We start from the raw sequence: 26163 nt of genomic DNA, 5'->3' as shown, positions 1-26163 counted from the left end.
TCCTACACAAGCTAAACTTGCCGAATGTAGGATGTTAAATGATGCTAAGGAATATGAAATGCAATTTACTGAAGAACAATTATTGATTCAGGACATGGCGAAAAGTTTCGCCCAAGAACAAATTAAACCAAATGCAGCGGAATGGGATAAACACAGCATTTTCCCCAAAGAGACCTTGTCACAAATGGGGCAATTGGGATTTATGGGGATGCTGATTTCAGAGCAATGGGGTGGTTCAGATACTGGAAACTTAGCCTATGTCCTTGCACTTGAAGAAATTGCGGCGGCCGATGGCGCAACCTCTACCATTATGAGTGTGCATAATTCAGTCGGTTGTGTTCCGATTGCTAAATTTGGTAATGAAGAACAAAAACAAAAATATTTAATGCCTTTGGCACAAGGTGAAATGATAGGTGCTTTCGCATTGACCGAACCGCATACTGGTTCTGATGCAGCAGCACTGAAAACCCGAGCTGTCAAAGATGGTGAGGATTGGATTATTAACGGTGCAAAACAATTTATTACTTCAGGAAATAATGCTGGTGTAATTATTGTATTTGCAGTGACCGATCCAAGTGCTGGTAAAAAAGGTATCAGTGCCTTTATTGTGCCACGGGAAACTGCGGGCTATGAAGTGATTCGGACTGAAGAAAAACTGGGATTGCATGCTTCAGATACCTGTCAAATTGCATTGACTGATGTGCGTGTACACAAAAGCTTAATGTTAGGTCAAGAAGGTGAAGGGCTTAAAATAGCACTGTCTAATCTGGAAGGCGGTCGTATAGGTATTGCTGCGCAAGCGGTGGGTTTGGCACGTGCTGCCTTAGAAGAAGCCAGCAAATATGCCAAAGAACGGATTACTTTTGGAAAACCGATTTTTGAACATCAGGCAATCGCTTTTCGTTTGGCCAGTATGGCAACAGAAATCGAAGCAGCTCGTCAATTGGTCCATCATGCCGCACGATTGAAAGAAGCAGGCAAGCCCTGTCTCAATGAAGCCTCAATGGCAAAATTATTTTCCTCTGAAATGGCAGAGCGTGTCTGTTCTGCTGCACTACAAATCTTTGGTGGTTATGGTTATTTAAAAGATTTTCCAATTGAACGAATTTATCGTGATGCACGTATTTGCCAAATCTATGAAGGCACCAGTGACATCCAGCGTTTGGTGATTGCGCGAAGTTTATAAATAGAGTTAATCGGTGTGTATCAGATGATAAGATAAAACAGATAAGGAAATGAATATGCAATTTGAAACGATTTTACTGGAAAAACACAAAGGCGTAGGCTTAATTACACTCAATCGCCCAAAGGCTTTAAACGCATTAAATTCAAAATTAATCCAAGAAGTAAATTTAGCTTTAGATGATTTAGAAAAAGATCAGGATATTGGTTGTATGGTGCTGACTGGTTCAGAAAAAGCCTTTGCAGCAGGTGCTGATATTAAAGAAATGGCGGGATTGAACTTTCCCAATATTTATTTTGATGATTTTTTTAATCTTGCCGATCGAATTGCGCAACGCCGTAAACCCTTAATCGCAGCTGTCAGTGGTTATGCCTTGGGTGGTGGTTGTGAGTTGGCACTGATGTGTGATTTTATTTACTGTGCAGATAATACCAAATTTGGCTTACCTGAAGTCACTTTAGGCGTGATTCCAGGCATTGGGGGTACGCAGCGTTTAACCCTTGCCATAGGTAAAGCCAAAGCGATGGAAATGTGTTTAACCGCTCGACAAATGGGGGCAATTGAGGCAGAACTGAGTGGTTTAGTTGCCCGTGTGTTTAGCCCCGAAGAGCTTTTAACCCAGACTTTAAGTGCTGCTGAAAAAATTGCTGAAAAATCATTGGTGGCGACAATGATGATTAAAGAATCAATTAATCGTGCCTTTGAAGTGAGTTTGGTGGAAGGTTTGCGATTTGAACGACGAACCTTTCATTCAATTTTTGCTACTTTGGATCAAAAAGAAGGCATGCAAGCCTTTGTTGATAAACGCCAAGCCAACTTTAAAAATCAATAATAGGATGAAGATGGGATGAATACTGAAAATCATTTAATCATCGAACAGAACGCAGCTCTGGGTGTGATTACCTTAGATCGGGTGTCCAGCCTGAATGCACTAACTTTGGATATGATCAATGGTATCCGTACACAAATTGAAACTTGGCAAAATGATGCTGGCATTCAAGCGATACTGATCAAATCCAATAGCCCAAAAGCATTTTGTGCAGGCGGTGATATTCGTTATCTTTATGATTGTTATCAAAATGGTACAGACGGCCATAAAGGCTATTTTATCGCTGAATATGACATGTTGAATAGCATTCGCGCGTCTAAAAAACCAGTTGTGGTATTGTTAGATGGTTATGTCTTAGGTGGCGGTTTTGGTCTGGCACAAGCCTGTCATATTATTGTCAGCAGTGAAAAATCACGTTTTGCCATGCCTGAAACAGCGATTGGTTTCTTTCCTGATGTTGCCGCAACGCATTTCTTGTCGCGTTTAGATGATATTGGGGTCTATCTGGCAACCACTGGCGACCAAATCAGTAGCAGTGATGCCTTATATTTAGATTTGATTGATTATCATGTTCCTAGCCAACAGTTTAATGCCTTACTTGATGCATTAAGCCAATCAAGCAATTTAAGCAAAGACAATATTGAACAGATAATTTCTAAATTTATTACCCGTCCTGTAGAAAGTGAACTCAGTGCATCGGTTGAGAACATTCGTAAGCATTTTGGCTTTCAAAATTTGCAAGATATTGAAAAAAGTCTTGAAAATGAAAAAGACCAACAGCATCAAGCATGGGCAAGCAAAGTCTTAAGCACTTTGCAACAACGTTCTTGGGTGGCGAAAAAGACCAGTTTACGACTGCAATACTTGGGACGGGGATTGTCATTACAACAATGTATGCAGCTGGAACGAAATTTACAGGATATCTGGTTTGAACATGGTGATATTCTTGAAGGTGTTCGCGCTTTAATTGTCGACAAAGATAAACAGCCAAAATGGCAGCAACAGAATGCTACACTAGATAAAATATTGGCTGAATTAGGTTAGTCTTTTTAATGCGTATATCAGTTCTGTTTTTATAAACATTCAGATACTTTTGAAATAGCAAAAAAGGAAATCATGCGATTTCCTTTTTTCACGATGATCAAAATCACCTATAAATCAATCTTATCGTATATAGCGTTGGCTTTCTCTGTGATTGCAGTCATATGAATTGCACCATGAATCATTCCTGCTAGAAAATGAAATTTCACCGAGACACCAGCATCTCTCAATCTTTCAGCATATTGTTCACCATCATGACGCAGTGGATCATATTCACAGACAAAAATTGTTGTCTCAGGTAAGCCTTGTAATGAATGTGCCAGTAGAGGACTCACCAGTTCATTGGTTTTGTCGGAATCACTATTTAAATATTGATCCCAACAATACGCCATTGTTGCAGTGGTTAAGCCATAACCATCCGCATAAGTTTCATAGGATTTACCCTGCATCGTGGCATCTAAGGCTGGATAAAACAGCAGTTGTTGACTAATCTGGATTTCTGGATGCGCTTTAGCGAGTAAGCATGCAGCCGCTGCAAGGTTAGCTCCCGCACTATCACCACCCACAGCAATACGATTTTGATCAAGCCCTAAACTTAAAGCATGTTCTTGAATATAACGAAGTGCTGTAAAAAAATCTGTCAGCGGTACTGGAAATTTAAATTCAGGCGCTAGGCGATAATCCACTGAAAAGATAACATGCTGTGTTGACTCTGCCAGTAAACGACATGAACGATCCCATGCATCTAAACTCCCCAAACACCATCCACCGCCGTGGGCAAATACTAAAGCTGGGTTGCTTTGTAGCTGCACCAAAGCATAGGGCGTATATACCCGAACTTGGATTTGAGCTTGATCAGAAGTTGTGACCCAAAAACTGGATTGATAGCTGGGATCTTGCTCAATACCTTGCTGTTGTATGATGTCCTGATTTACCTGCGCTCTTAATTCACAAAGTGTGTTTGCAGTTGTTGCAGCAGGTCTAGTGTTAAGCCAGTCTGCAATTTGATGATCTAAAGGCATCTTATTGCTCCTGTTGTAGAAATTCTAAAATCAGGGAACAAAACGCTTCGGGTTGTTCCTCCATAATAAAATGACCACAATCTTTGACAATTGCACTGGTTAAATGTGGTGCAACTTTTTTCATAGTTTCATAAGGTGCATCATTGGTTGCTTGTTCTGCGCCAATCGCCAATACAGGCATTTCTAGATTTTTAGTTGCGCGGATTTTATTTTGACGAATGGTTTCGGGGATTGAACGATAGTAATTAAAACCTGCCGTTAAACGTCCCGATACTTTATAAGCCTCAATATAAGTTGCAGCGGCGACTTTATCTCTGTGCCACGACCATTTATCAAAAATATAATTAAGATAAGTTTCTTCACGTCCACTGACCAAAGCTTCAGGTAAGTCCATCACTTGATTAAACATGAAATGCCATAGAAAAATATTTTCATCAGCTGAAACAAAAATAGAGGGTGGCGTTGCCAATCCGGGAATAACAGCTTCAGTCACAGCCAAAGAAGTAACAGATTGGGGAAAATCAGCTGCAAGTGCATAAGCAACCCACATCCCGATATCGTGACCAATCACTGAATAAGTATCGTGTCCAAGTTTTGACATTAAGCTGGATAAAATTGTCGCAATTCGCCCCGTATCATAACTTCCATTCAGCGGCACAGAATATCCCGTTCCCGGTGGATCCACAGCAATTGCCTGATAACCGTTGGCCGCCAAGACGCTCATTACATTTCGCCATGCGTACCATGTTTGTGGCCAACCGGGGATAAGTAATACAACAGGACCACGGCCTGTAGAGACATAATGAAGTTTTTTACTGTCTATATGAATGTAATGATGCTGAAATTGATCGACTAAATTTTCATGTGTTGTAATGGTTGTCATAGTGAATTCCAATCGCTGCCTTAGATACCCAAAAGTTGATTTATTTGCAATTGATTGACAGGCGCTGCGGCAAAATCATCAAATGTTTTATCAGTAACATGAATAATATGTTGTTGAATAAACTCAGCACCTTCACTTGCGCCATCCTCTTTATTTTTTAAACAACATTCCCATTCCAAAGTTGCCCAGCCCTGATAGTCGTTATGTGCCAATTTTGAGAAAATTGCTTTGAAATCAACCTGACCATCTCCAGTTGAACGGAATCGACCTGCACGATCTCCCCAATTTTGATAACCCCCATACATCCCTTGGCGTCCTGTCGGATTAAACTCAGCATCTTTGACATGGAACATCCGAATAAAATCTTTATAGATATCGATATATTCCAAATAATTCAGTTGTTGCAGAATAAAATGACTCGGGTCAAAAAGAATCTGACAACGTGGGTGGTGGTGTGTCCGTTCTAGGAACATTTCAAAGGAAATACCATCATGTAAGTCTTCGCCAGGATGAATCTCGTAACACAGGTTGACATTATGTTCATCACAAGCATTGAGGATCGGCATCCAACGACGTGCAAGTTCATCAAAAGCGGTTTCAATAAGTCCAGCGGGGCGTTGAGGAAAAGGAAAGATATAAGGCCATGCCAGTGAACCTGAAAAAGTTCCCATATCTTGCAAACCTAAGCGGGCAGATGCCTGAATAGAAGCCAACATTTGTTGTTCAGCCCATTGAGTTCTAGCTACTGAATTTCCATGTAAATGTGAAGGTGCAAAAGCATCACATAAAGCATCATAAGCTGGATGCACAGCCATAAGTTGACCAAAAATATGCGTTGTCAATTCACTAATTTCTAAACCATTATTTTGTAAAACCCCTTGTATTTCATCGCAATAATCTTGGCTTGTGGCTGCTAAATTAACATCAAATAAACGCTTGTCCCATGCAGGCAGTTGCACAGCCTTAAAGCCTTTATCGGAAACCCATGCGGCAATGCTCTCTAAATTATTAAATGGGAAAATATCATCACTGAATTGTGCGAGATGAATACTTGGACCTTTGATGGTTTGCATAGCTAAACCCAATTAGTTGTCGATCGACAAACAATAGGCTTTCTTTTGAATAAAAACAACAAGTTTTTAAAAAAGAATTTAAAAAAGGGCAGCCTCTCCAACAAATCCTATTGATTTATTTGCGAAATTAATTTTTTCGAATGATAATAAAAAACACTAAATCGGATTGAAGCGTCGTTATGGCTGGTAGACCAAGAGAATTTGATAGGGAAAAAGCATTGATTCAAGCGCGTGATTTTTTCTGGCAACATGGCTATGAAGGGACTTCGATGTCAGATTTAGTCGAGGTTTTAGGTATTGCTTCCGCGCGTATTTATAAAGCCTTTGGCTCTAAAGAAGCGTTGTTTCGAGAAGCTGTTATACACTACGAAGAAAATGAAGGCGGCTTTGCGATCCACGCTTTACAACAAGCAAATATTAAGGATGCGATCAGTCAATTATTTCAAGATGCAATCAAACTCTATACCCAGAATAACCATTCATATGGCTGTATGGTTGTGTCATCTGCAAGCGTATTAAGTCAGGAAAATCAAAGCCTTTTAGACTGGATGAAGCAACAGCGTATTGAACGTGGTCAAAGTCTAGTTAAGCGCTTTAAACAGGCGAAAGCGGATGGGCAATTATTAGAACATGCAGACCCTGAAATATTAGGGCAGTATTACGGACTAGTACTACATGGATTATCCGTTCAAGCCAGAGATGGTTATTCAGAACAAATGCTTGTGCAAATCATCGATTTTTCCCTTAAAAATTTAGATCAATATCTGGTTTCATCTTCAAAAGCTTAGACCTAGATCAGCAGTAACAATGTATAAGTGATGAATATTGACTTGGAATATACATCGTATGATTGCGACTTATTTTGTTGAGTTTTAAGCCTTGCTTTACGGCGAATAAATGGGCGTCTCATCACTTTGAAATGGCAATATTGAATGGGTTTTAATTGATGAACAAATTAAACTTTAACAATATATTTCAATAAATTATAAAACATCATAAGCTAGGCTCTATGTTATTCAAAATAATATTAAGGATTATTTTAGCGATTTAACACGAGATAAATTAAACATAAAAATTAATCTGAAAAAATCTGTTTTAGTCCCTTTAAAATTGATCAATTTAAGCCCTGTTTTTTTGGTAAAGAATCTATCTTGACACAGGTAAAATATTCAATATATAGTTAGTCACCATACTATATGGCTAAATACTAAATGAATTTAGAACAGAAATACACCGCGCTTTTGCATGAAGCGCAACGCCGTAAAATGGCAGATATTGAAAATTTGCGCCTCTGTTTTCAAACGCTTTCACTCGCTTCAAGTATCGATCGAGACTGTGCCGCACAGCTTGTACCTTATGGCTTATCTGAAGGGAGATTTGTGCTTTTATTTCTCCTTGATGCAGCTAATGATGCTGTAGCGCCTAAAACTTTAGCTGAACAAGCGGGAGTTACCCGTGCCACAGTCACTGGACTACTGGATGGCTTAGAACGTGAACAATTAGTAGAACGTCATGCAGATCCAGAAGATCGTCGCGCGTTATGTATTCGGCTGACGGCAAAGGGAAAGCAAGTCGCAAAAACTGTGTTTGATCAGCATAGTCGCTGGATTGCCAGTCTGTTTGCTGGGTTAACCCAAGCTGAGCATGAACAATTAACAGGTTTACTTGAAAAAGTGGCGAAAAATCTTGTTGATAAGCGCTGATAAAATATCTATACGAAAATCTTTTTAAATTATCGATATAAAACGTTGAATTAAATCAAGGAATAATCATGAATCACTATCTAATTGAACTCTATACACCCAATGCTGTCTGGCAAGCTTTACCTGTACAAGAGCGTCAACAATATTTGGCTGATGTTGGCGCGGCTATGGGAGGCTTGTCTAATCTGGGTGTTGAGCTTTTAACACTCACCGAGATTGATACAGCCGTTGATCAAAGTAGTCATCATCGCTTTATGGGGATTTGGCGCTTTCCAAATCAACAGGCACGGGATGAATTATTAACAGGTATTCAAGCAAGTGGTTGGTATGATTACTTCGATCATGTAAATGCTGCAGGGGTGGAAGGTGATTTTCAGCAACATCTTGATGCTTTAGCGAAGTTTTAATTTCTCTTAAAAAATGCTTATTTATTTCAAGGTCATATCAAAGTGTTCTTTAAAGCCCAAATATCTTATAGAAATGCTTGTTCAATCGAAGAAAATTGTGAATACTCATGCGCATAAATTTAGGCTGTAAGATTATCTTTGGGGTTAGACAATTACTGTGAAAACGTATCCATTTTCTCGTTTACAAAAAGCATTACTGGCAGTTGGTTCATTTTCATGTCTAGGGCTAAGTTCAGCATTGGCACATGCTGATACTGAAAAAGATACACAACAACTTAAAACGATTAAAGTAAGCGTTCAAACAGAAGAAACAACACCAACTGCTTATTATCAACCCAAGGTAAATTTATCAGGATTTACTCAGCAAAATCTTGCTGAGATTCCTGCATCTATCAGTACAGTCACCGCGGAACGTATCGCTGACCAACATGCAAAAACCCTGACGGATGTTGTTAAAAATGATGCAGCAATCGGTGATGGCTATGCACCCATTGGTTATTATCCAAACTTTATTATGCGTGGCTTTAACCTAAATTTAGGGTCAAGTTATTTGCTCAATGGCAATTTGTTGCGTGGTGAGCAAAATGTGGCGCTTGAGAACAAAGCACAAGTTGAAATTCTAAAGGGTATAAGTGCAATCCAAAGTGGGATGTCAACACCGGGTGGTGTCATCAATTATGTCACTAAACGTCCAGAAGACATTCATGCTATTACCGTTGAAGTAGATAGTCATGGTGGCAATCGTGTCGCAACTGACTTGGGTGGCTGGTTGGGAGAAGAGCAGCAGTTTGGTTATCGACTGAATCTGGCCAAAGAAGAAATTCATCCTTATGTTGAGCATGCAGATGGGCAGCGTTTATTTGGCGCTTTGGCATTAGACTGGAAGATTTCAGATCGCTCAAAATTAGAATTTGACATTGAATCACAGCGTCAACGTCAGCGCTCAGTCGCAGGTTATCAGTTACTGGATGGTACAACCGTACCGACTGACGTCAAATGGGATCGTTTACTTGGCTATCAAAGCTGGAGTAAACCAGTGACCAATGAAAGTCTAAATGCCAGCTTAAAATATATTTACCAAGTCAATGACAACTGGACCACAAATCTGTCTGCTGCACAAAGCCGTGTCGTGATTGATGATTATTCAGCATTTCCGTGGGGTTGTTATAGCAGTACTTGCCAAATGACAGGTTTAGGTAATACTTTTGATCAAAATGGTAACTATGATATTTACGATTTCCGTAATCCAGACGACAGCTTCTTAACCAATCAATTTAAAGCAGGATTAAACGGCAAGTTTAGTACAGGGGCTTGGCAACATAAGCTAAGTTTAGAACTGTCACATACAGGGAAACGGCATACACAATATAATGCAATCAATGAATTGGTCGGTACAGGAAATATTTATAATGATCCTATAACGTATGCGCCTACTGATAAAACTTTAGGTAAACATTATAAATCATTAGACAGTCAACAAACCGCATTGAACTTACTTGACCAGATTGACTTTAACGCTGAATGGTCAGTTTTGTTGGGTGGCAAATTGATGCACTTAAATGAAAATGCCTATGATGAAGATGCAAACAACATCCGAGAGACGAATTTCAATCGTTTCTTACCGCAGTTTGCGTTGATGTATCAACCTTGGGAACAGACTCATCTCTATGCTTCTTATGCCAAAGGTTTAAGTGATGGCGGACAAGCCCCTTGGTTTGCTACTGGTATTCCTGATCAAGGTATTGAAGGTAATGCTTTTAAAACGTTAGCACCGATAAATTCAACTCAGTATGAATTGGGGATTAAGCAGCAGTGGCAAACATTACTGTTTACCGCGGCATTGTTCGATTTAACCCAAGACAATCAATACACCAACGCAGACAAATACTTTGTCACGGATGGTAAGCAACATAACCTTGGTTTGGAATTGGGCTTACAAGGACGCTTCGGGCAAAATCTAGATATGACTTCTTCTTTAGCTTTAATTCGTTCACGTTTAAAAGAAATACAAGTGGCAGATTATCAAGGTCATCAAACTCAGAATGTACCGAGTGTCCGTTTTGCTAATCATCTGTCGTATCGAGTACCACAAGTAGATGGCTTACGTTTATTGGCTGGCATGCAGTACAGCAGCAGTAAGTATGCCAATAAAACGGGTACAGTAAAAGTATCAGGCTATAGCGTGTTTGATGTAGGTACAGCTTATAACTTCCGTGCTTACGGTTATGACAATACGCTTCGATTTAATGTTGATAACGTGTTTAATAAAAAATACTGGCGCGATGCGGCGAGTTTCTTAGGCGATGACTATTTATTTCTTGGCGCACCACGTACTGCACAACTCTCGTGGACTGTGGGTTTTTAAAGCAACTTGCTGAGCCTATTGGTAATTTAAATTGAGATGTAGACTAAGTTAATATTTGACGGTTAGATAATTTAATTAACGAACCGTCAATAGCATCTCATTTTTTATTAGCGTAGAAGTTACCCATGTTGTTATAATAGAGGGGCAGTTTTATTAAGGAACTTTGTGATGCTGAATGTGAATGAAATTCCACATAAAGGGTTGAAAAGATATATAGCGAAACTTGCACGTCAAAACCATATAAGCTATATCAATACTGGAAGTAGTCTATTGGCTCAAACGATTACTCGTTTAGCTGATGATGATGTTAAACCAGACGAAACTGAAAAATTAGTGATTGCTTTACGTCGAGCAAATGTGATCGATGGTTCACAAATGTTGATTTTGCTTGGCCGTTATTTTGATGAAACTCAACATGTTTGATCCCTTTAATGATTTTGAGACAAATGGTTATTTACGCAATTTCAGAAAAGATAAAAATTTAGAAATTGTATTTTAAAAATCAAAATCTAAAAAGTGATCTCAATAAGAAAAAAAAGTGTTGTATAGACAAGGTTCTTAAATATTTTATTTAAATTTCAAATAAATTTATACAACTAACGTGATATTTAAAATATTCTTCAAGAAATAAAATACTAATTTAGTTATATCAATACATTAGCTTTCATTCATAAGTCATTTTTAAAACTATAAATCAACATAAAATTTCCCTCATCCTAGCCTTTTCCCGTGGGGAGAAGGAACTTTCAATACCAATATGATTCACGCTACATGATCACTTTTTCATTTATGAAAGAGATTTATTTAAATTAATATCAAAAAAATAGATAGTATAAAACTAAAAATATAAATTGGATTTATTCTAAAAAATAACCAATCATAGAATTCTAAGTAATTTAGTAAGGAATGCTAAAATGGACAAAAAAATTAGAGTTGCTGTGATTGGTGGCGGTATTGCGGGCTTAGCACTCACCACTCAATTGGTCAAAAATAAACATTTAGATGTACATCTCTTTGAATCCGCATCGCAGTTTTCCGAGATCGGTGCAGGGATTTCGTTTGGTGCCAATGCAGTTAAAGCCATTCAATTATTAGGTCTAAGCCAAGAGTATGAATCTATTGCAGATCAGGTAAAAGCACCTTATACCGATATTTGGTTTCAATGGCGTAATGGTTATACCGATGAGTATCTATCCGCATCGATTGCGCCACAAGTTGGACAATCTTCGGTACATCGTGCAGATTTTCTTGATAGCTTAATTCCGTTGGTGCCTTTAACAAATGTACATTTTAATAAACGTGTACAAGAAATTGAGGCAGATGAAGAACAAGCGACAATTCACTTTATCGATGGTCAACATATTACATTTGATTATGTGATTGGTTGTGATGGGATCCGTTCAGTCGTCCGAAACCATGTGCTTGACTCTAATCAATTAGCGCGTGTTGAACCTCAGTTTTCAGGGACGTGGGCATATCGTGGAATTATTAAATTTCAAGATTTTAAGCAAGCCATTGCAAAACTGGGAAATGATGCCGAAATTGCCGATGTACCGCAAATGCTTTTAGGGAAAGATAAACATATCTTAACTTTCCCAATCCGTCAGGGTGAAGAAATTAATATTGTGGCATTTAAGTCAGATCGCACTCAAACTGTATTAGCAGAGAATACACCATGGACATCACCTGTTTCAAAACAAGCCATGCTGGCTGATTTTGCAGACTGGAGCGAGAGTTGTAAGGCATTATTGGATCTGATCGACTCACCAACAATTTGGGCATTACATGAAATTCAACCTTTAGAAAGCTATAAAAACAAAAGCAATAATGTGATTTTGATTGGCGATGCTGCTCATGCCATGTTACCGCATCAAGGTGCTGGTGCCGGACAAGGTTTAGAGGATGCTTTGATTTTAGCTAAGTTATTAGAAAACCCTGAGCTGACATCTGAATCTATCAAAGCTGTATCAGAAATCTATGAGCAAGTTCGATTAGCGCGTGCCGTAAAAGTTCAAAATACCTCGCGTGAATCAGGTGAAATCTATGAGCTATATTCATCGAAATATCCTGATTTTGAATCAATAGGCCAACATTTGGCACAGCGTTTTGACTGGTTGTGGCAGCATTCGCTTGAAGATGATATTCAGACAGCTAAAGCAGCATTAGCAAAACAACTACAGCACACTGAAATGACGACTTAAACAACAAAGATTACAAACAGGACAATATGACCAGGGAGGTCTATTATGCAATTCATAAATGCAAATGAAATTATTGATCATGCTAAATTAAAAGCCATTCATTGGCGGGTGATTTTACTCAGCGCATTGATCATTATCTTTGATGGTTATGATCTAGTGATTTACGGTGTTGCTTTACCCAAGTTGATGGCAGAATGGAAAATTGACAGTATTACGGCTGGATTTTTGGGCAGTGTCGCCTTATTTGGGATGATGTTTGGTGCGATTATTTTCGGTAGCCTGAGTGATAAATTAGAAAGCTATGGATTCAGCCGCAAAAAATTAATTATTTTATGTATCTGTTTATTCAGTGGTTTTACTTTACTTTGTGGTTATGCCAATAATCCACAAAGTTTTGGAATCTTTCGGTTTTTGGCTGGTTTGGGTTTAGGCGGAGTCATGCCAAATGTAATCGCCTTGATGACTGAATATGCACCTAAAAAACTACGTTCAACCTTGGTTTCCTTAATGTTTAGTGGCTATGCAGTCGGCGGGATGTGTTCAGCTTTATTAGGAATGTGGTTAGTCCCACAATTTGGTTGGAAAATCATGTTTATTCTAGGAGGTACACCACTTTTACTCATTCCCATAATCTGGAAGCTGTTACCCGAATCGATTGATTATTTGGTGCGCCGTGATAAAACTGATCAAGCCATTGAGATCCTTAAACAAATTGACGGAAATATTACCTATACGTCTCAGACTCAAATTGGTCTTCATCAAGACAATCAATCTACCTCTAAAACCCCGATCAAGGATTTATTTGCAGAAAATCGTGGGATGGTAACACTCTTATTCTGGGGCAGTGTATTTATGGCGCTTGTATTGGTCTATGCTTTAGGCAATTGGTTACCTAAATTAATGGTAGAAGCCGGCTATGATTTATCGACCAGTCTGGTTTTTCTATTGGCTTTAAATATTGGGGGAATGCTTGGTGCAATTTGTGGTGGCTACTTAGCGGATCGTTTTAATCTGGCAAAGGTATTATGCTCACTGTTTTTAAGTGGTGCGATCGCATTAATTTTACTGAGTTATAATTTACCAACGATCATTCTTTATTTTTGTATTGCTGTTGCAGGTGCTGCATCAATTGGTGGGCAAATCTTATTATTGGCGTATATGTCTCAATTTTATTCATCCAATATTCGTGCAACAGGCTTAGGAATGGCTTTAGGTGTGGGGCGCTTAGGTGCAATTTTAGGGCCAATCTTATGTGGTTGGTTGCTAAGCTTAAGTCTGCCCATTAATTATAATTTTATCGCATTATCAATCCCCTGTATTATTGCAGTAATGAGCGTTTCAATGATTCACTTACGCTTGAAAAAAACAAAATTGGCGGTGAAAGCGCTACAAATCTAAAAGTAGAGCAGGGAGGTCTACCTCCCTCATTCAATAGAGATATTACAATTGATTGATCTAAGTCTTATTAAAGTTTTTATTATCGTTTTTGAAACTAAAAATATTAGTCATGCGGCTGAGCGTCTTAATTTAAGCCAACCATCTGTCACCTATAATCTAAATCGCCTACGTAAATTTTTAAATGATCCTTTATTTGAACGAGACAAATTTGGGGTCAAACCGACCAAGTTGGCACAAAGTTTATACCCAAGCTTTAGACAAGCAATTACCGATATTGAAATAGCAATTACAGCGTCTAAATACTTTGACCCAAAAACCTCAACTCGGATATTTCGTTTAGGCTTATCTGATTTGGGTGAAATATGTTTACTACCTTCCTTAATTCAGTACCTTTCTAAAGAAGCACCATTTATTAAGGTGGAAATTGAAGAAATTCAATCGCATAAAGTAGAAGAATGGCTGACTGAAGGTTTTTTAGATGTTGCTGTATTCAATAGTAGTTATACCGTTATGCCTAAAATTGAATCACGTAATTTATTTGAAGAACGCTATATGTGCATTGCGCATAAGTACCATCCACGTATAAGAGACACACTGAGTTTAGAACAATATTTTCAAGAAAATCATGCTGCTATTAAATCTTCAACAGGTCATATTGAAATTGATCAAAGGCTGAAAGAATTGGGCTTAAAAAGAAAAATCATGCTTGAGCTTCCTCATTTTAGTGTTTTACAAGATGTTGTGACCAGTTCTGAATTATTAGTGACTTTGCCTTCAAGGGCAGCAAAAGTATATGCGCGTAATGGTGATGTCAATATTTTTGAATTACCATTTTCAGTTAAACCGTTTAATGTAAGTGCCAATTGGTATAACCATCGAGATGACATAGAAGCCAGAACATGGTTTATCCAAACACTACAAGAACTTTTCCAATCGCTTTAACGCCGTATTTTTATTTGCAATGCGTTAAAAAACAGTGAATAGAGCCATAACTTATCTGAACTGCTCTTTATTTGAATGAGATTTTCAAGTAATCAGCATTAAGAATTAAAAATCTATTTATCTTGTAAAAAATAGAATATCATTCCAATCATAGATAAATCAGTGACTCATTTTTTTAATTTCTTATATAAAGTGAACTGCATGAAATTACAGCTAGATAAATACGATCGTGGGATTTTGGAACTATTACAAAAAGATTGTACCTGGGCGATTGGCGATATCGCAGATCGTATTGGATTAAGTAATACAGCATGTTGGCGACGGATTCATAAAATGGAAGAAGAAGGCATCATTCGCGCCAAAGTTGCTTTACTCGATCGTAAAAAACTAAATATCAATGTGATTGTTATGGTTTTTATTAAAACAGCACAACATAATGCAGAATGGATTGAAAAATTTCACAATCATATCCATACAATCGATGAAGTTATAGAAGTGTATCGAATGGCTGGAGAGACAGATTATTTGCTAAAAGTCGCTGTACCCGATGTGCTTGAGTATGACAAAGTCTATAAAAAAATAATTCAAATTTCTGGCCTTACTGACGTGAGCTCCAGTTTTGCGATGGAGCAAATTAAATATACGACTGAATTACCTTTAAATTTTCTGTGATCATTGATGCTTTTTCATAGAAATAGAAACAAATCTCTTGATTCAGGCGATTAGAAAATATATGGGTGGGCATTCTAAGCTTCTATCCAAGCTGTAACTTAAATGTAAGGAACAGCAAGAAAATTAAACTTTTAAATATTCAACAGCAAAATCATACGCCGTTAATGGTTTAACAAGAGAAAAATACCAATTGATCACTATAACCAGCCATTTTTCCTCGCTATGGCAACAGCTTCTGTACGAGAGTGTGCATCCAGTTTAGAGTGTATACGTCTAAGATGGGCCTTAACCGTTGTTACTGCTAAAAAAATTTTATCTGCAATTTCTTGATTACGTAGTCCTTCAGCGGCATGACTTAAAATTTCTAATTCTCGTTTGCTTAAAGCTTCATAAAATACATTTTTTCTATTTGGAGGTATTTCTTTGATTGTAGAATAATCGACTAGTGAAATTAAAATTTCCAAAATTTTACGAGTATTTGAATCTAGATGAAATGATTCACTATAATTTTCATAAAAAGCATAAATTAATTTATGCATAATAGGACCTTCATCTAAAAAGCTTCTAAGGTACTTTTCATTACCAATATCTAACAATATACTTCTAAAACAATCAAATGCTTGTTTATGATTATTTTCGCTAAAATACAGAGTAGAAAGTATCATTTTTAATTTAATTGCACGCCTTTCATGAAGTAAATTTTTTGTATGTTTAATGAAGTCTTGAATTTTTCCCTCATGCTTTTTCCCGTCACTGTGACTTATATCAATTCGCCATATAAGCATTTGAGGGGTTTCAAGATACTGAGCTGGCATATAAAAATGATCTAGCGTATGCCAAATATCCCAAGCAATGATTTCATTCAAAATGTTCCGTGCAAGATAATAATCTTTATTCAGCCAATGTATTCGCGCTTGTTCAAGGAGAGCACTGGCCTTAACACGCATAAAGTTAAAATCTGCTCCAATATATTCTAGTTCTTTAAGACAACATAGTGCTGCTGTTTTGTCATGATGTAATGAATATTCAATTTTAGCGAATAGCGTATAGGCAGATATTAATGAATCTATATGACCATTTTGACGTGCGTACGGAAGGCAATTTTTGACTAAACTGAATGATTCTTCTAATTGGTTTCTTTCATATAAAATTTCAGCTAAAGGAACTCCAATCATTGCTTGACCACCAGATACATTATTTTGATGATCTCGCCAGCTACAATTATAATTTGTATACAATCGAATATAAGCCTGATTTAAATGCCCGTATTGTAACTCTATACATGCTTCATTGTATTCATAAATAGTTTGTACAAAAGCATTTCTATTATATCGAGAATTGTTGATAACTTTATGAATTATTTTTCGAGCATAATCAATTTTGTTATTTGCGATTAAATAATGGGAATAAATTAAAATAATAAAATTATTCAACAAGCTATCATATGTATTTTGATCATTATAAATTATTTTACAGAGAGCAAAACTTTCCTCGATATGATCAGTCATTGTGAGCAATAAGCAATCTAATATTTTAGTTTCAGTATAAGAGAGCAATTTTTGCTTTTTCATTTTACCGATCACATATTTAGCTTCATCATAACGACGATTTAAAATTAAAGCTAATGAATATGCTGTTTGTAAGTGTTGCAAATTCTCAAAAATATGAGCTGGTATTTGATCCAAACAGCGTAATAAAAACCGTATTCTACCTTTTTCTAGCAATGTTTGGCTATGTAGAGTCAAAATTTCGATGCACTTGCCAAACGCTTTTGCAAGTAAATAGTGCTCAATTGCTTCAATAGGTTGGTTTAAATAAAGTAGACGTTCTGCAGCACGTAAATGTAGTGACTTAAATTTTATAGGGTATAAACGTTGAAACTGATTACGTAAATAACTTAAAAATAAACCATGGAAACGATACTTTTCATGTTGTTGATCCATAGGGATAAGAAAAAGGTTTTTTTGCTCTAATTGTTTAAGTAAATAAGCGCTATTAGTTATTTTAAGCAACCAATCACAATCAGCCACAGAAAATTGCGAGTAGACACTACAATTCAATAAAAAATCCTGAAGATTATTGGGTAATTGATTTAAAATTTCTTCGCTTAAAAAATGATTCAATTCACTATGATGAATTGAAAACTTCTGAATCTGCGTACGTAGAGAATGTCTCGAAGTTAAAGTTAAACCGAATTGGTGAATAGCAATAATCCAACCTTCTGTTTTTTTGAGTAATAAGTTAATTTCACTTGGATGAAGCTGAAATCCATAATTGTTTAGGACGAGCTTATTTATCTCATCAGCACTAAAACTGAGTGCTTCTTGAGTAATTTCTAGTATTTGACAATGAATACGTAATGAGGCAATTTTTAAAGGCAATAACTGGCGGGAGCTGATGATAATTTGGCTATGTAAGGGTAAATAATCGATGATCTGCTGTAAAAAGTTGAGCGTTGATTCATCATAAATATGTTCTGCTTCATCCAAAAAAATTGAAAAAGGTTCTGAATACTGAGTAATATTTTCAAGAAAATTACTATTAAAAGCTTGATTAGTCGTTTTAAACCAAATATATGATAAATGTTGAATAAAATGATTGAAGTCATTGTCTGCATTATCAAGCGTCATCCAAATGACTTTACGATATTTCTTTTGATGAATATAAATTTGGCTTAAAAATGCAGTTTTACCAAATCCAGCAGGCGCCATCACAGAAATCAATTTAACCTTGGTATTTTTGTTTAAGTGATTAAATAAGTGAGTCCGTTTAATCTGCGGTTTTATTGATATTGGTGGAATGAGCTTTGTCATTAAAATATTGTTATTTAACCTTGTATTTGAAAAAAGATTGTCCATTTTCTCACTCCTTGAAAAAATAAATCTTTAGAACACTTACAGTGAGGCAAAGATCAGTCATTACAGATTGATTGCCTCAAAATGAGTTTTAGAATATTTCCTCAAAATCTTCTTTAGTAGCACCACAATCTGGACACATCCAATCATCTGAAAATTGATCCAGAGATGTTCCTGGTGCTATCCCGTCTTCAGGAATTCCAACTTTTTCGTCATAAATAAATGAACAATATCGACATTGCCATTTTTTCATCTTATGTACTCACATCATTTGTCGTTTTTGACTGATCATTTTTTATTGGTGCAAGACCAAAAGTTTTTATGATCAACGGGTCATTTGCTACATGATGGTCATATTTTAATTCCCACAGTTTCAACATACGGTAGAAGGGTGCAGTAGGATAAAGATGATGCATTAAGTGATAATTTTGGTACGCAAGTAGTGGTGTAAGTAACCATTCAACACCTGGGCGCACATTAGTTGCCCGATACTCATTTTCTTTCGCTGTACTTTGAAATGGTTCATGTGGTAAGAATACAAATGCAGAAACAAATAGGAATGAACTAATTCTTGTTGGTAAAATCCATAGCATAAGCGCTTCAAGACCATATCCAAAATAAATTAGAGCTGCTAATACAGCAATGATTGCAGAGAAATGAATGACTAAGTGGGGTAGTAAACGTTTACGCATTGCCTGACTAGCACGTAAAAAGAAATATTTTGAATAATAATAGTCAAAATTGCTCCAACGGAATGGAAAAAAATATCCATCTTATGTCCAAAATAATCTGGGTCATTTTCTTTTTCATTGGTACAGCGATGATGCTGCATATGGATGAAACGTGCTAGATTGAATGGCGCAATCGGACCAAAGAAAATCATACCAATATGACCTGGAATTTCATTGATCCATTTTATTTGCGAAAATGCACCATGAGATGCATCATGTATAGGGCTAAATAAAAAATAGATTGTAAATCCATTAATGATCATACCTACCCATAGTGGAATCATCCCAAGGATTACACAGTAATCAACAATTGCCAGAATGGCTAGACAGATAATAAACAAGAATAAAGTTGGTAAAGCTATTAAAGGGGCTTTAGTTAACTCGCGTAATGCGTGATCGAATGGCTTAGACTTACTCATCGTTCTCATTGTCATTTCCTTGGTTTTCACCCTGATGTAATTTGGTATCTTCATCAAGATGACAAAAAAATGGAGAAAATAAACCTGAGAAAAAGGTTGGTTTTTGTCATTACGTTTTTTTGATTCGTTATTTCTATTTGGCTAATGGCTAAATCTTAAGGCAGGTAAAACTATAAATTAGTTCTTTGTGATGAATAAATCAGAGCCACCTTTTGTTAGCTTGCCTTTTGTTTGTTTTTAATCCAGTTATTAAAAAACAATAAATTTTCTGAAACTCATATGAGTTTAGCTTCTGGCTTGGAAATAAGGCCATAAATAAAAGGATACGTTTATGAATAAAATTTTAATTTTAGCAGCAAGTGCTTTTCTAGCTTCTGCTTCTTGGGCAAATGATTCGATTCAAGGCACAAAGTGGAAGACCATTGATGATAAAACTGGCAAACCCAAATTTCTGATAGAAATTAAAAAAGTAAAAGACAATGTCTATAATGGCAGTATTGTAGATGTCTTTGATGTAGAGAACAAATTAACTTGTAAAAGTTGTAACGGTAGGTTAATGGGAAAACGCCTACAGGGTACAACCGTCATTAATAGTTTAAAATTAGTAGAAAGTGGAAAATTTAAAGATGGAAAAATTTTAGATCCTGATTCTGGTCGTATTTATAGCTTGGAAGGAGAATTAGTTGAAAATGGGAAAAAACTAAAGCTTCGAGGCTATTTAGGAATTTCAGCATTGGGGCGAAGTCAAACTTGGCTAAGGGTTAATTAAATAAAAACTCTCCCATCCCGATTCTGGGTGTTGCAAATTTAGTTCAATACCTAGAATTAAACTTTCTCAATAATCGTAATTTGAATGCAATCTTTTTTGTCATATTGAATTTGCATCCCATATCTCGCCTGAGTCGTTATTAATGCATGGCATAGCGTCGTCATCATACGTGTACTTATAGATCCACATGATTCACCAAGGGCTAGTGTCCCACCATGAATATTTAATCTGTCTGGGTCAGCCCCAAGAACACTCAACCAAGCGAGTGGAAGGGGGGTAAAAACCTCATTCATTTCATAGAGATCAATTTGATGAATGGTCAATCCTGTTTTTTCTAATGCATTTTGTGTGGCAAAAAATATATTTGCATCAATGTCATTGTGGTTGAACTGCAAGCTATTCATATACAAAATTCGTGCAATTGGCGGTGTTTTCAATAATTTTAGACCTCGATCATTAACAAGAATTAATCCTGATGCACCATATGCATTAGAACTGATATGTTTAGATGTCATCGGGATATCAGGTAAAATAGTCGGAGATTTAGTAAAAAAAGACCAAGACATATATTCAATTATAGATTCATCTTGAATACGCATATGGGGTGCATAGGAATTTTTAAAGTTGTGTAGCATTGGAATAATTTCAGCTTCGAATTTATTTTCTTGCCAAGCATTGAGTGCCTTAAAGTGACTATTAAAGCTATAATAATCAAGCAAATCTCGATTTAAGCGATATTTTTTTAATAACTCCATAGCATAGCTTAGTTGCTTTACTGAAAGCATATGCGCATTTTGATCTAAAGCGGTATCCTTTAAATAAAATGTAGATTTATTTGCATGGTTGGGTATCCACATCTGCTGATCACAACTGAGATGATTTTCGACTCCTGATGCAATAACAATATCGTGTGTTTCAGACATTACAATCTGTGCTGCATAGTGTAACGTTTGCTGTGCAGTATTATGTTGATATTCAAGCCTATTTACCAGTTGCTGTGGGGAGAGTATCGAGTGTGCTAAGGCGTCATTTATAATTTTTTTGATATTTGAATTTGGATGATTTACGAAACCTATTAAAACACGCTCAATAAATTTAGGATCACATTTAGTTTTTATAATTAATGAATTAAAAACAAAAGATAATAATTCACTTGGTATAAATGACGAAATTATTCCATGACTTAAGCCATTAACTGTACGCGTTGCAGCAATAATATAGGCTTGTCCCATCTTAATTCCTTAATTGCCAAAGTGGTCGAATATAAAAATTGTATAAACATTTTTTTTAAATACATCGATCATATGGACTAATTATAATAATTAAGATGGCTTCAATTTTAATTAAAATTTAAAAAAACAGATACTTACAATCTATTTAAAGCTCTTCATTTTAGATTAGTCCTTTTTGACGATGTGCATTTTTTTTTAATCATTCATAGTAAAAAATAAGGAAAATTAGCACTTTCATTGAAGTTTTAATGTGAGGCGAATTTATTTAAAAGGAATACGAGAATGAATGCTGAAACTTTGCACTTTTCAGAGTCTGATAAAAATGCTTCAAATGATGAATTAATCCGTGTCTTTAGATTACAACAACCTGCTGCTTTAAGATTACGTCATTCAACTGTTGGTCAAAGAATTGCAAAATTAAAAAAATTGCGTAAAAGCATAGAAAATAATAAAGCCGAAATTATTGTTGCTGGTGCTGCTGATTTTAATAAACCAGCCATGGAGTTAGAGATTACTGAAATTTTATCGGTAATCATGGAGCTTGAGCATACTTGTAAGTATTTAAAAGCATGGCTCAAACCCAAAAAAATTAAAACAACAATGATGATGTTAGGTACATCATCACAAGTACGTTACGAGCCTAGAGGTTGCTGTCTAATTATATCTCCTTGGAACTATCCACTGACGCTGACTTTAGGACCTCTTATTCCGGCAATTGCTTCTGGAAATACGGTCATGATTAAGACTTCTGAATTAACACCAAATTTATCTAAAATCATGGTGAAAATAATTCGTGAAGCATTTGATGAAAGCGAAGTTGCTATTTTTGAAGGAGATGGTTCTGTTGCTACAAATTTATTAAATTTACCTTTTGATCATATTTTCTTTACTGGATCACCTGCTATTGGAAAAGTGGTGATGACTGCAGCAGCTAAAAATTTAACCAGTGTAACTTTAGAGCTCGGGGGTAAGTCGCCCACCATTATTGATGAAACTGCTGATTTGGATATGGCAGTGAAAACGCTTGCTTGGGGGAAATTTTTGAATTGCGGTCAAACCTGTGTAGCACCAGACCATTTATATATTGCTGAAAGTATTAAAGATAAATTTATTTCCAAGTTCAATCAACATATTTCAAATATATATGGTGAAGGTGAAAATGTAAAAAATGCTCAGCTGGCACGTATTGTAAATGAGCGCCACACAGCACGTATTGCACATTTACTCGAGGATGCAAAAGAAAAAGGCGCACAACTGCTCTATGGTGGGATTGTTATACAAAAAGAATGTTTTATTTCCCCTACATTACTTACAGATATTCCAGCTGATGCTGCAATCATGCAAGAAGAAATTTTTGGACCAATATTACCCATTATTTCATTTAAAAATATTCAAGAAGTCTTAGATAGAATTAATGCTGCACCAAAGCCATTAGCACTGTACATCTGGAGTAAAGATAAAGTACGTATCGAGCATGTGATCCAGAACACGAGTGCTGGAGGAACTTGCATTAATCATACGATGGTGCATTTTCTTCAAAATAATTTGCCTTTTGGTGGCGTAAATAACTCTGGAATTGGCAATTACCATGCTGAGTGGGGGATTAAAGCTTTTTCACATGAACGTGCAATTTTAACAACGAACATGCTTTTGACTCACATATTCTACCCGCCATATACCAAAACAACACGATGGATTTTAGATTTCCTATTTAAGGTTATATGAAAAAAATCATAGAAAAAGGGATTGAATAATGAAAATTATTGCTGCTGTTTCATACGGTTTAAGTCAGCCATTTAGTATTCAACAACTGGATCTCACTGGGCCAAGTGATGAAGAAGTATTGGTTAAAATTGTTGCTGCTGGAATTTGCCATACAGATCTTGTTGCACATGCAGGAGTTTTTCCTATTATTTCACCAGCAGTACTAGGCCATGAAGGGGCAGGTATAGTCGAGAAAATTGGTAAAAAAGTATCAAAAGTTAAAGTTGGTGATCATGTCGCAGTGAGTTTTTCCTCATGTGGTGAATGTAACAGTTGTAAAAAAAATCAGCCAGCATATTGCTATTCCTTTGCATCTTTAAACTTTGCCGGAACACGAAAAGATGGCCCAATCTTACATGATTCCAAACATAATCCTATTGCTGGCAGTTTTTTGGACAATCATCTTTTGCAAGTCATGCCATAGCTCACCAACGTAATGTCGTTTCAGTACCTAAAAATATCCCATTAGAGTTAATTGGACCATTAGGATGCGGTATACAAACTGGTTTTGGTGCAATTACCCGCTCTTTAGCATGTGAACCTGACTCTTCAGTATTAATTATTGGTGGGGGTACCGTTGGTTTGACCGCAGTAATGGCTGCTGTAATTCAGAAATGTAAACATATTATTTTGATTGAACCTTATGAAGCTAGACGTCGCTTAGCGCTTGAGCTAGGTGCAACAGCTGTGATTAATCCTCACCAACAAGACATTGAAAATGAAGTCCATAAGATATTACCAGCTGGTGTTAATTATGCTTTAGATACTTCAGGCGTAAATATCGTTATGGAGCATGTTTTTAATGTTTTGGCTCCCAAAGCCGTCTATGGATTTGTAGGTGTACCGCAAAAGATTGAACAAAAACTACCTGGAACTGTTATGCAAATGGTACCAGCAGGGATTTGCTTTAAAGGAATTATTGAAGGCGACAGTGATCCAGATCAGTCTATTCCTGAATTAATTCACTATTACGAAAAAGGACAATTACCCATTGATAAATTGATCAGAACTTATCCATTCGAGCAAATCAACGAAGCCATTACAGCCAATCAGCTTGGGGATTGTATCAAGCCTGTTTTATTAATCAGTCAATAACTTAAATATTAATAAAAGGATAAAAAGATGAATGTTGCGAATACAATCCGCTATGCAGGAATATATGCGACAGAAACTCCCGATAGAGCAGCGATTATTATCGCTGAAACTCAACAAACTTTAAGTTATAAGGATTTACATGAATATGCATTAAAATTTGTGAATATTTATGATTCATTTGGCTTGCTATACGGTGATCATGTTGCCTTTTTGACAGAAAATCGAATTGAGTGCCCAGCTTTGCAATGCGGTGCTCACTATGCAGGTTTGTATTACACCTTTATTAATACTCGTTTAAAACTTCCCGAAGTTCTTTATATCGTCGAAGACTGTGATGCAAAAATCATTATTTTGAGCGCTCAATATTGTACTCAAGAATTGGTAGATGCGATTCAACAATTAGAAAAAAAACCAATCATATTCGTTTTAGATGATACAAATGTTTCTGGCATTATCATACTCGAGCCTCTTCTAGAAATGACATCTATACAAGTGAACCGAACACTACTTGAAGGGAATGAAATGTTATATTCGGCGGGCACGACTGGTCAACCGAAGGGTATTAAACCTGAATTAACTAGGTTGCCTGTAGGTACAACAGAAATTATTGCAAACCAAATTGAAAAAGCTTTTGCCGTAACAGATCAGACGATCTATTTGTCACCAGCGCCATATTATCATGCGGCACCAGTTAAATGGTGCAGAGCGATATTAACGCTGGGGGGTACAGTAGTCATAATGGAAAAATTTGAAGCTGAAAAAGCATTAGAAACTATCGAAAAATATAAAATTACCCATAGTCAGTGGGTACCAACCATGTTTCATCGCATTTTGGATTTGCCACCTAGTATTCTTAATCAGTATGACTATTCAAGTTTGAAAGTTGCAATCCACGCAGCCGCTCCATGCTCCATTCCAACCAAGCAGAAAATGATTGAATGGTGGGGACCTATTATCTATGAGTATTACGGTAGTACTGAGCAAATTGGCATGACGATGTCAAATACTCAGGACTGGATTGATCATCCTGGTACTGTGGGCCGAGCAATTTATGGCGTTATCCATATTCTTGATGATGAAGGTGAAGAACTACCAGCAGGAAAAATTGGAAATGTATATTTTTCTAACTCTGCAAAATTTTCATATCATAAAGATCCTACAAAAACTCTAGATGCTTATAACATTAAAGGTTGGGCATGTGTGGGAGATATCGGTTATCTAGATGAAGATAAATTCTTATATTTAACTGATCGTAAAAGTAATATGATTATCTCTGCTGGAGTTAACATCTACCCTCAAGAGACTGAAAATGTCTTGATTCAACACAGAGAAGTTATGGATATTGCAGTGATTGGCATACCACATTCATATTTTGGTGAATCTGTGCATGCGGTGGTGCAATTGTATAATCATCATCATGCAAGTGATGAATTAATAAAAGAACTGGATCGCTTTTGCCGAAGCCATATTTCTACCATCAAATGTCCACGCAGTTATGAATTTCGTCAGGACTTACCTCGAGAACCCAATGGGAAATTGCTGAAGCGTTTAATTACGTGATGAATATTATTTAAAACTA

Annotated in this window: 23 protein-coding genes and 1 pseudogene; 17 read left to right on the top strand and 7 right to left on the bottom strand. The window is 36.5% G+C overall.

Annotated elements, in window-relative coordinates:
* The first annotated feature begins 58 nt into the window (after positions 1-58).
* Genes AC07U8_RS10605 through AC07U8_RS10595 form a run of 3 tightly spaced genes read left to right on the top strand, consistent with a single transcriptional unit; the run spans position 59 to position 3056 of the window.
* Positions 59-1186: an acyl-CoA dehydrogenase family protein gene (locus AC07U8_RS10605; protein ID WP_096735515.1), complete on the top strand. Its 1128-nt coding sequence runs from the start codon at positions 59-61 to the stop codon at positions 1184-1186.
* Between the two features lie 55 nt (positions 1187-1241).
* Positions 1242-2015: an enoyl-CoA hydratase gene (locus AC07U8_RS10600; protein WP_096734142.1), complete on the top strand. Its 774-nt coding sequence runs from the start codon at positions 1242-1244 to the stop codon at positions 2013-2015.
* 15 nt (positions 2016-2030) lie between these two features.
* A complete protein-coding gene (locus tag AC07U8_RS10595) occupies positions 2031-3056 on the top strand; it encodes an enoyl-CoA hydratase/isomerase family protein (RefSeq protein ID WP_096734141.1) in 1026 nt (341 codons plus the stop codon).
* A 107-nt stretch (positions 3057-3163) separates the two neighbouring features.
* On the opposite strand, the gene AC07U8_RS10590 is transcribed toward AC07U8_RS10595, so the two are convergent.
* From AC07U8_RS10590 to AC07U8_RS10580, 3 genes are read right to left on the bottom strand one after another with little or no spacing between them, the layout of a single operon-like run.
* Positions 3164-4075: an alpha/beta hydrolase gene (locus AC07U8_RS10590; RefSeq protein WP_096734140.1), complete on the bottom strand. Its 912-nt coding sequence runs from the start codon at positions 4073-4075 to the stop codon at positions 3164-3166.
* 1 nt (position 4076) lies between these two features.
* On the bottom strand, positions 4077-4958 hold the full coding sequence (locus tag AC07U8_RS10585; protein WP_494737847.1) for an alpha/beta fold hydrolase: 882 nt from the start codon (positions 4956-4958) through the stop codon (positions 4077-4079).
* Between the two features lie 20 nt (positions 4959-4978).
* Positions 4979-6031 carry a sugar phosphate isomerase/epimerase family protein gene (locus tag AC07U8_RS10580; RefSeq protein WP_209826152.1) on the bottom strand — a complete coding sequence of 351 codons (1053 nt, stop codon included), beginning with the start codon at positions 6029-6031 and terminating at the stop codon, positions 4979-4981.
* A gap of 179 nt (positions 6032-6210) precedes the next feature.
* Between AC07U8_RS10580 and AC07U8_RS10575 the strand changes: the two genes are divergently transcribed.
* From AC07U8_RS10575 to AC07U8_RS10535, 9 genes are all read left to right on the top strand, one after another.
* Entirely contained in the window at positions 6211-6819 is a 609-nt protein-coding gene (locus tag AC07U8_RS10575; protein WP_209826153.1) for a TetR/AcrR family transcriptional regulator, read from the top strand.
* Between the two features lie 423 nt (positions 6820-7242).
* Positions 7243-7734 (top strand): MarR family winged helix-turn-helix transcriptional regulator, encoded by a 492-nt coding sequence (locus tag AC07U8_RS10570; protein ID WP_209826154.1) that lies wholly within the window; start codon positions 7243-7245, stop codon positions 7732-7734.
* Positions 7735-7802: 68 nt separating this feature from the next.
* Complete coding sequence (locus tag AC07U8_RS10565; protein ID WP_494737846.1) at positions 7803-8141, top strand: DUF6616 family protein; 339 nt, start codon at positions 7803-7805, stop codon at positions 8139-8141.
* A gap of 157 nt (positions 8142-8298) precedes the next feature.
* The gene (locus AC07U8_RS10560; protein ID WP_494737845.1) at positions 8299-10506 is read left to right on the top strand and encodes a TonB-dependent siderophore receptor; all 2208 of its coding nucleotides are present in this window, start codon (positions 8299-8301) and stop codon (positions 10504-10506) included.
* A 168-nt stretch (positions 10507-10674) separates the two neighbouring features.
* Positions 10675-10929 carry a hypothetical protein gene (locus tag AC07U8_RS10555; protein WP_004720401.1) on the top strand — a complete coding sequence of 85 codons (255 nt, stop codon included), beginning with the start codon at positions 10675-10677 and terminating at the stop codon, positions 10927-10929.
* 491 nt (positions 10930-11420) lie between these two features.
* On the top strand, positions 11421-12707 hold the full coding sequence (salA, locus tag AC07U8_RS10550) for a salicylate 1-monooxygenase (protein ID WP_494737844.1): 1287 nt from the start codon (positions 11421-11423) through the stop codon (positions 12705-12707).
* A 45-nt stretch (positions 12708-12752) separates the two neighbouring features.
* Positions 12753-14105, top strand: a complete 1353-nt coding sequence (locus AC07U8_RS10545; protein WP_315075910.1) for an MFS transporter — start codon at positions 12753-12755, stop codon at positions 14103-14105.
* 48 nt (positions 14106-14153) lie between these two features.
* Complete coding sequence (locus AC07U8_RS10540) at positions 14154-15047, top strand: LysR family transcriptional regulator (protein WP_494737843.1); 894 nt, start codon at positions 14154-14156, stop codon at positions 15045-15047.
* A gap of 201 nt (positions 15048-15248) precedes the next feature.
* Positions 15249-15719 carry an Lrp/AsnC family transcriptional regulator gene (locus AC07U8_RS10535; RefSeq protein WP_004720411.1) on the top strand — a complete coding sequence of 157 codons (471 nt, stop codon included), beginning with the start codon at positions 15249-15251 and terminating at the stop codon, positions 15717-15719.
* A 197-nt stretch (positions 15720-15916) separates the two neighbouring features.
* Here AC07U8_RS10535 and AC07U8_RS10530 read toward each other — a convergent pair whose 3' ends face one another.
* The 3 genes and pseudogenes from AC07U8_RS10530 to AC07U8_RS10520 form a co-directional block, all read right to left on the bottom strand.
* Positions 15917-18577, bottom strand: a complete 2661-nt coding sequence (locus AC07U8_RS10530; protein ID WP_494737842.1) for a winged helix-turn-helix domain-containing protein — start codon at positions 18575-18577, stop codon at positions 15917-15919.
* Between the two features lie 88 nt (positions 18578-18665).
* Entirely contained in the window at positions 18666-18827 is a 162-nt protein-coding gene (locus AC07U8_RS10525) for a rubredoxin (RefSeq protein WP_096734127.1), read from the bottom strand.
* 1 nt (position 18828) lies between these two features.
* A pseudogene (locus AC07U8_RS10520) lies at positions 18829-19568 on the bottom strand (fatty acid desaturase).
* Positions 19569-20055: 487 nt separating this feature from the next.
* Between AC07U8_RS10520 and AC07U8_RS10515 the strand changes: the two are divergent.
* Entirely contained in the window at positions 20056-20493 is a 438-nt protein-coding gene (locus AC07U8_RS10515) for a DUF2147 domain-containing protein (protein WP_096734125.1), read from the top strand.
* A gap of 56 nt (positions 20494-20549) precedes the next feature.
* On the opposite strand, the gene AC07U8_RS10510 is transcribed toward AC07U8_RS10515, so the two are convergent.
* Positions 20550-21725 (bottom strand): thiolase family protein, encoded by a 1176-nt coding sequence (locus tag AC07U8_RS10510; RefSeq protein ID WP_494737841.1) that lies wholly within the window; start codon positions 21723-21725, stop codon positions 20550-20552.
* Between the two features lie 282 nt (positions 21726-22007).
* On the opposite strand from AC07U8_RS10510, the gene AC07U8_RS10505 reads away from it, so the two are divergent.
* From AC07U8_RS10505 to AC07U8_RS10490, 4 genes are all read left to right on the top strand, one after another.
* A complete protein-coding gene (locus tag AC07U8_RS10505) occupies positions 22008-23450 on the top strand; it encodes an aldehyde dehydrogenase family protein (RefSeq protein WP_494737840.1) in 1443 nt (480 codons plus the stop codon).
* Between the two features lie 28 nt (positions 23451-23478).
* A complete protein-coding gene (locus tag AC07U8_RS10500) occupies positions 23479-23913 on the top strand; it encodes an alcohol dehydrogenase catalytic domain-containing protein (RefSeq protein ID WP_494737839.1) in 435 nt (144 codons plus the stop codon).
* 170 nt (positions 23914-24083) lie between these two features.
* On the top strand, positions 24084-24584 hold the full coding sequence (locus tag AC07U8_RS10495) for a zinc-binding dehydrogenase (protein WP_494737838.1): 501 nt from the start codon (positions 24084-24086) through the stop codon (positions 24582-24584).
* Between the two features lie 27 nt (positions 24585-24611).
* On the top strand, positions 24612-26144 hold the full coding sequence (locus tag AC07U8_RS10490; RefSeq protein WP_494737837.1) for an AMP-binding protein: 1533 nt from the start codon (positions 24612-24614) through the stop codon (positions 26142-26144).
* Positions 26145-26163 lie beyond the last annotated feature (19 nt).

It is taken from the genome of Acinetobacter sp. GW821-FHT01E09 (genome assembly GCF_059422385.1).
Note: the sequence above shows the minus strand (reverse complement) of the source record. Positions and strands in the feature narration are given on the sequence as shown.

Coding starts and splice junctions, on each gene's coding strand:
- AC07U8_RS10600 (WP_096734142.1), top strand. CDS start 1,242: ATGCAATTTGAAACGATTTTACTGGAAAAACACAAAGGCGTAGGCTTA.
- AC07U8_RS10565 (WP_494737846.1), top strand. CDS start 7,803: ATGAATCACTATCTAATTGAACTCTATACACCCAATGCTGTCTGGCAA.
- AC07U8_RS10500 (WP_494737839.1), top strand. CDS start 23,479: ATGAAAATTATTGCTGCTGTTTCATACGGTTTAAGTCAGCCATTTAGT.
- salA (WP_494737844.1), top strand. CDS start 11,421: ATGGACAAAAAAATTAGAGTTGCTGTGATTGGTGGCGGTATTGCGGGC.
- AC07U8_RS10535 (WP_004720411.1), top strand. CDS start 15,249: ATGAAATTACAGCTAGATAAATACGATCGTGGGATTTTGGAACTATTA.
- AC07U8_RS10545 (WP_315075910.1), top strand. CDS start 12,753: ATGCAATTCATAAATGCAAATGAAATTATTGATCATGCTAAATTAAAA.
- AC07U8_RS10575 (WP_209826153.1), top strand. CDS start 6,211: ATGGCTGGTAGACCAAGAGAATTTGATAGGGAAAAAGCATTGATTCAA.
- AC07U8_RS10595 (WP_096734141.1), top strand. CDS start 2,031: ATGAATACTGAAAATCATTTAATCATCGAACAGAACGCAGCTCTGGGT.
- AC07U8_RS10525 (WP_096734127.1), bottom strand. CDS start 18,827: ATGAAAAAATGGCAATGTCGATATTGTTCATTTATTTATGACGAAAAA.
- AC07U8_RS10530 (WP_494737842.1), bottom strand. CDS start 18,577: ATGGACAATCTTTTTTCAAATACAAGGTTAAATAACAATATTTTAATG.
- AC07U8_RS10605 (WP_096735515.1), top strand. CDS start 59: ATGCAATTTACTGAAGAACAATTATTGATTCAGGACATGGCGAAAAGT.
- AC07U8_RS10515 (WP_096734125.1), top strand. CDS start 20,056: ATGAATAAAATTTTAATTTTAGCAGCAAGTGCTTTTCTAGCTTCTGCT.
- AC07U8_RS10505 (WP_494737840.1), top strand. CDS start 22,008: ATGAATGCTGAAACTTTGCACTTTTCAGAGTCTGATAAAAATGCTTCA.
- AC07U8_RS10580 (WP_209826152.1), bottom strand. CDS start 6,031: ATGCAAACCATCAAAGGTCCAAGTATTCATCTCGCACAATTCAGTGAT.
- AC07U8_RS10555 (WP_004720401.1), top strand. CDS start 10,675: ATGCTGAATGTGAATGAAATTCCACATAAAGGGTTGAAAAGATATATA.
- AC07U8_RS10510 (WP_494737841.1), bottom strand. CDS start 21,725: ATGGGACAAGCCTATATTATTGCTGCAACGCGTACAGTTAATGGCTTA.
- AC07U8_RS10490 (WP_494737837.1), top strand. CDS start 24,612: ATGAATGTTGCGAATACAATCCGCTATGCAGGAATATATGCGACAGAA.
- AC07U8_RS10585 (WP_494737847.1), bottom strand. CDS start 4,958: ATGACAACCATTACAACACATGAAAATTTAGTCGATCAATTTCAGCAT.
- AC07U8_RS10590 (WP_096734140.1), bottom strand. CDS start 4,075: ATGCCTTTAGATCATCAAATTGCAGACTGGCTTAACACTAGACCTGCT.
- AC07U8_RS10570 (WP_209826154.1), top strand. CDS start 7,243: ATGAATTTAGAACAGAAATACACCGCGCTTTTGCATGAAGCGCAACGC.
- AC07U8_RS10495 (WP_494737838.1), top strand. CDS start 24,084: ATGGCTGCTGTAATTCAGAAATGTAAACATATTATTTTGATTGAACCT.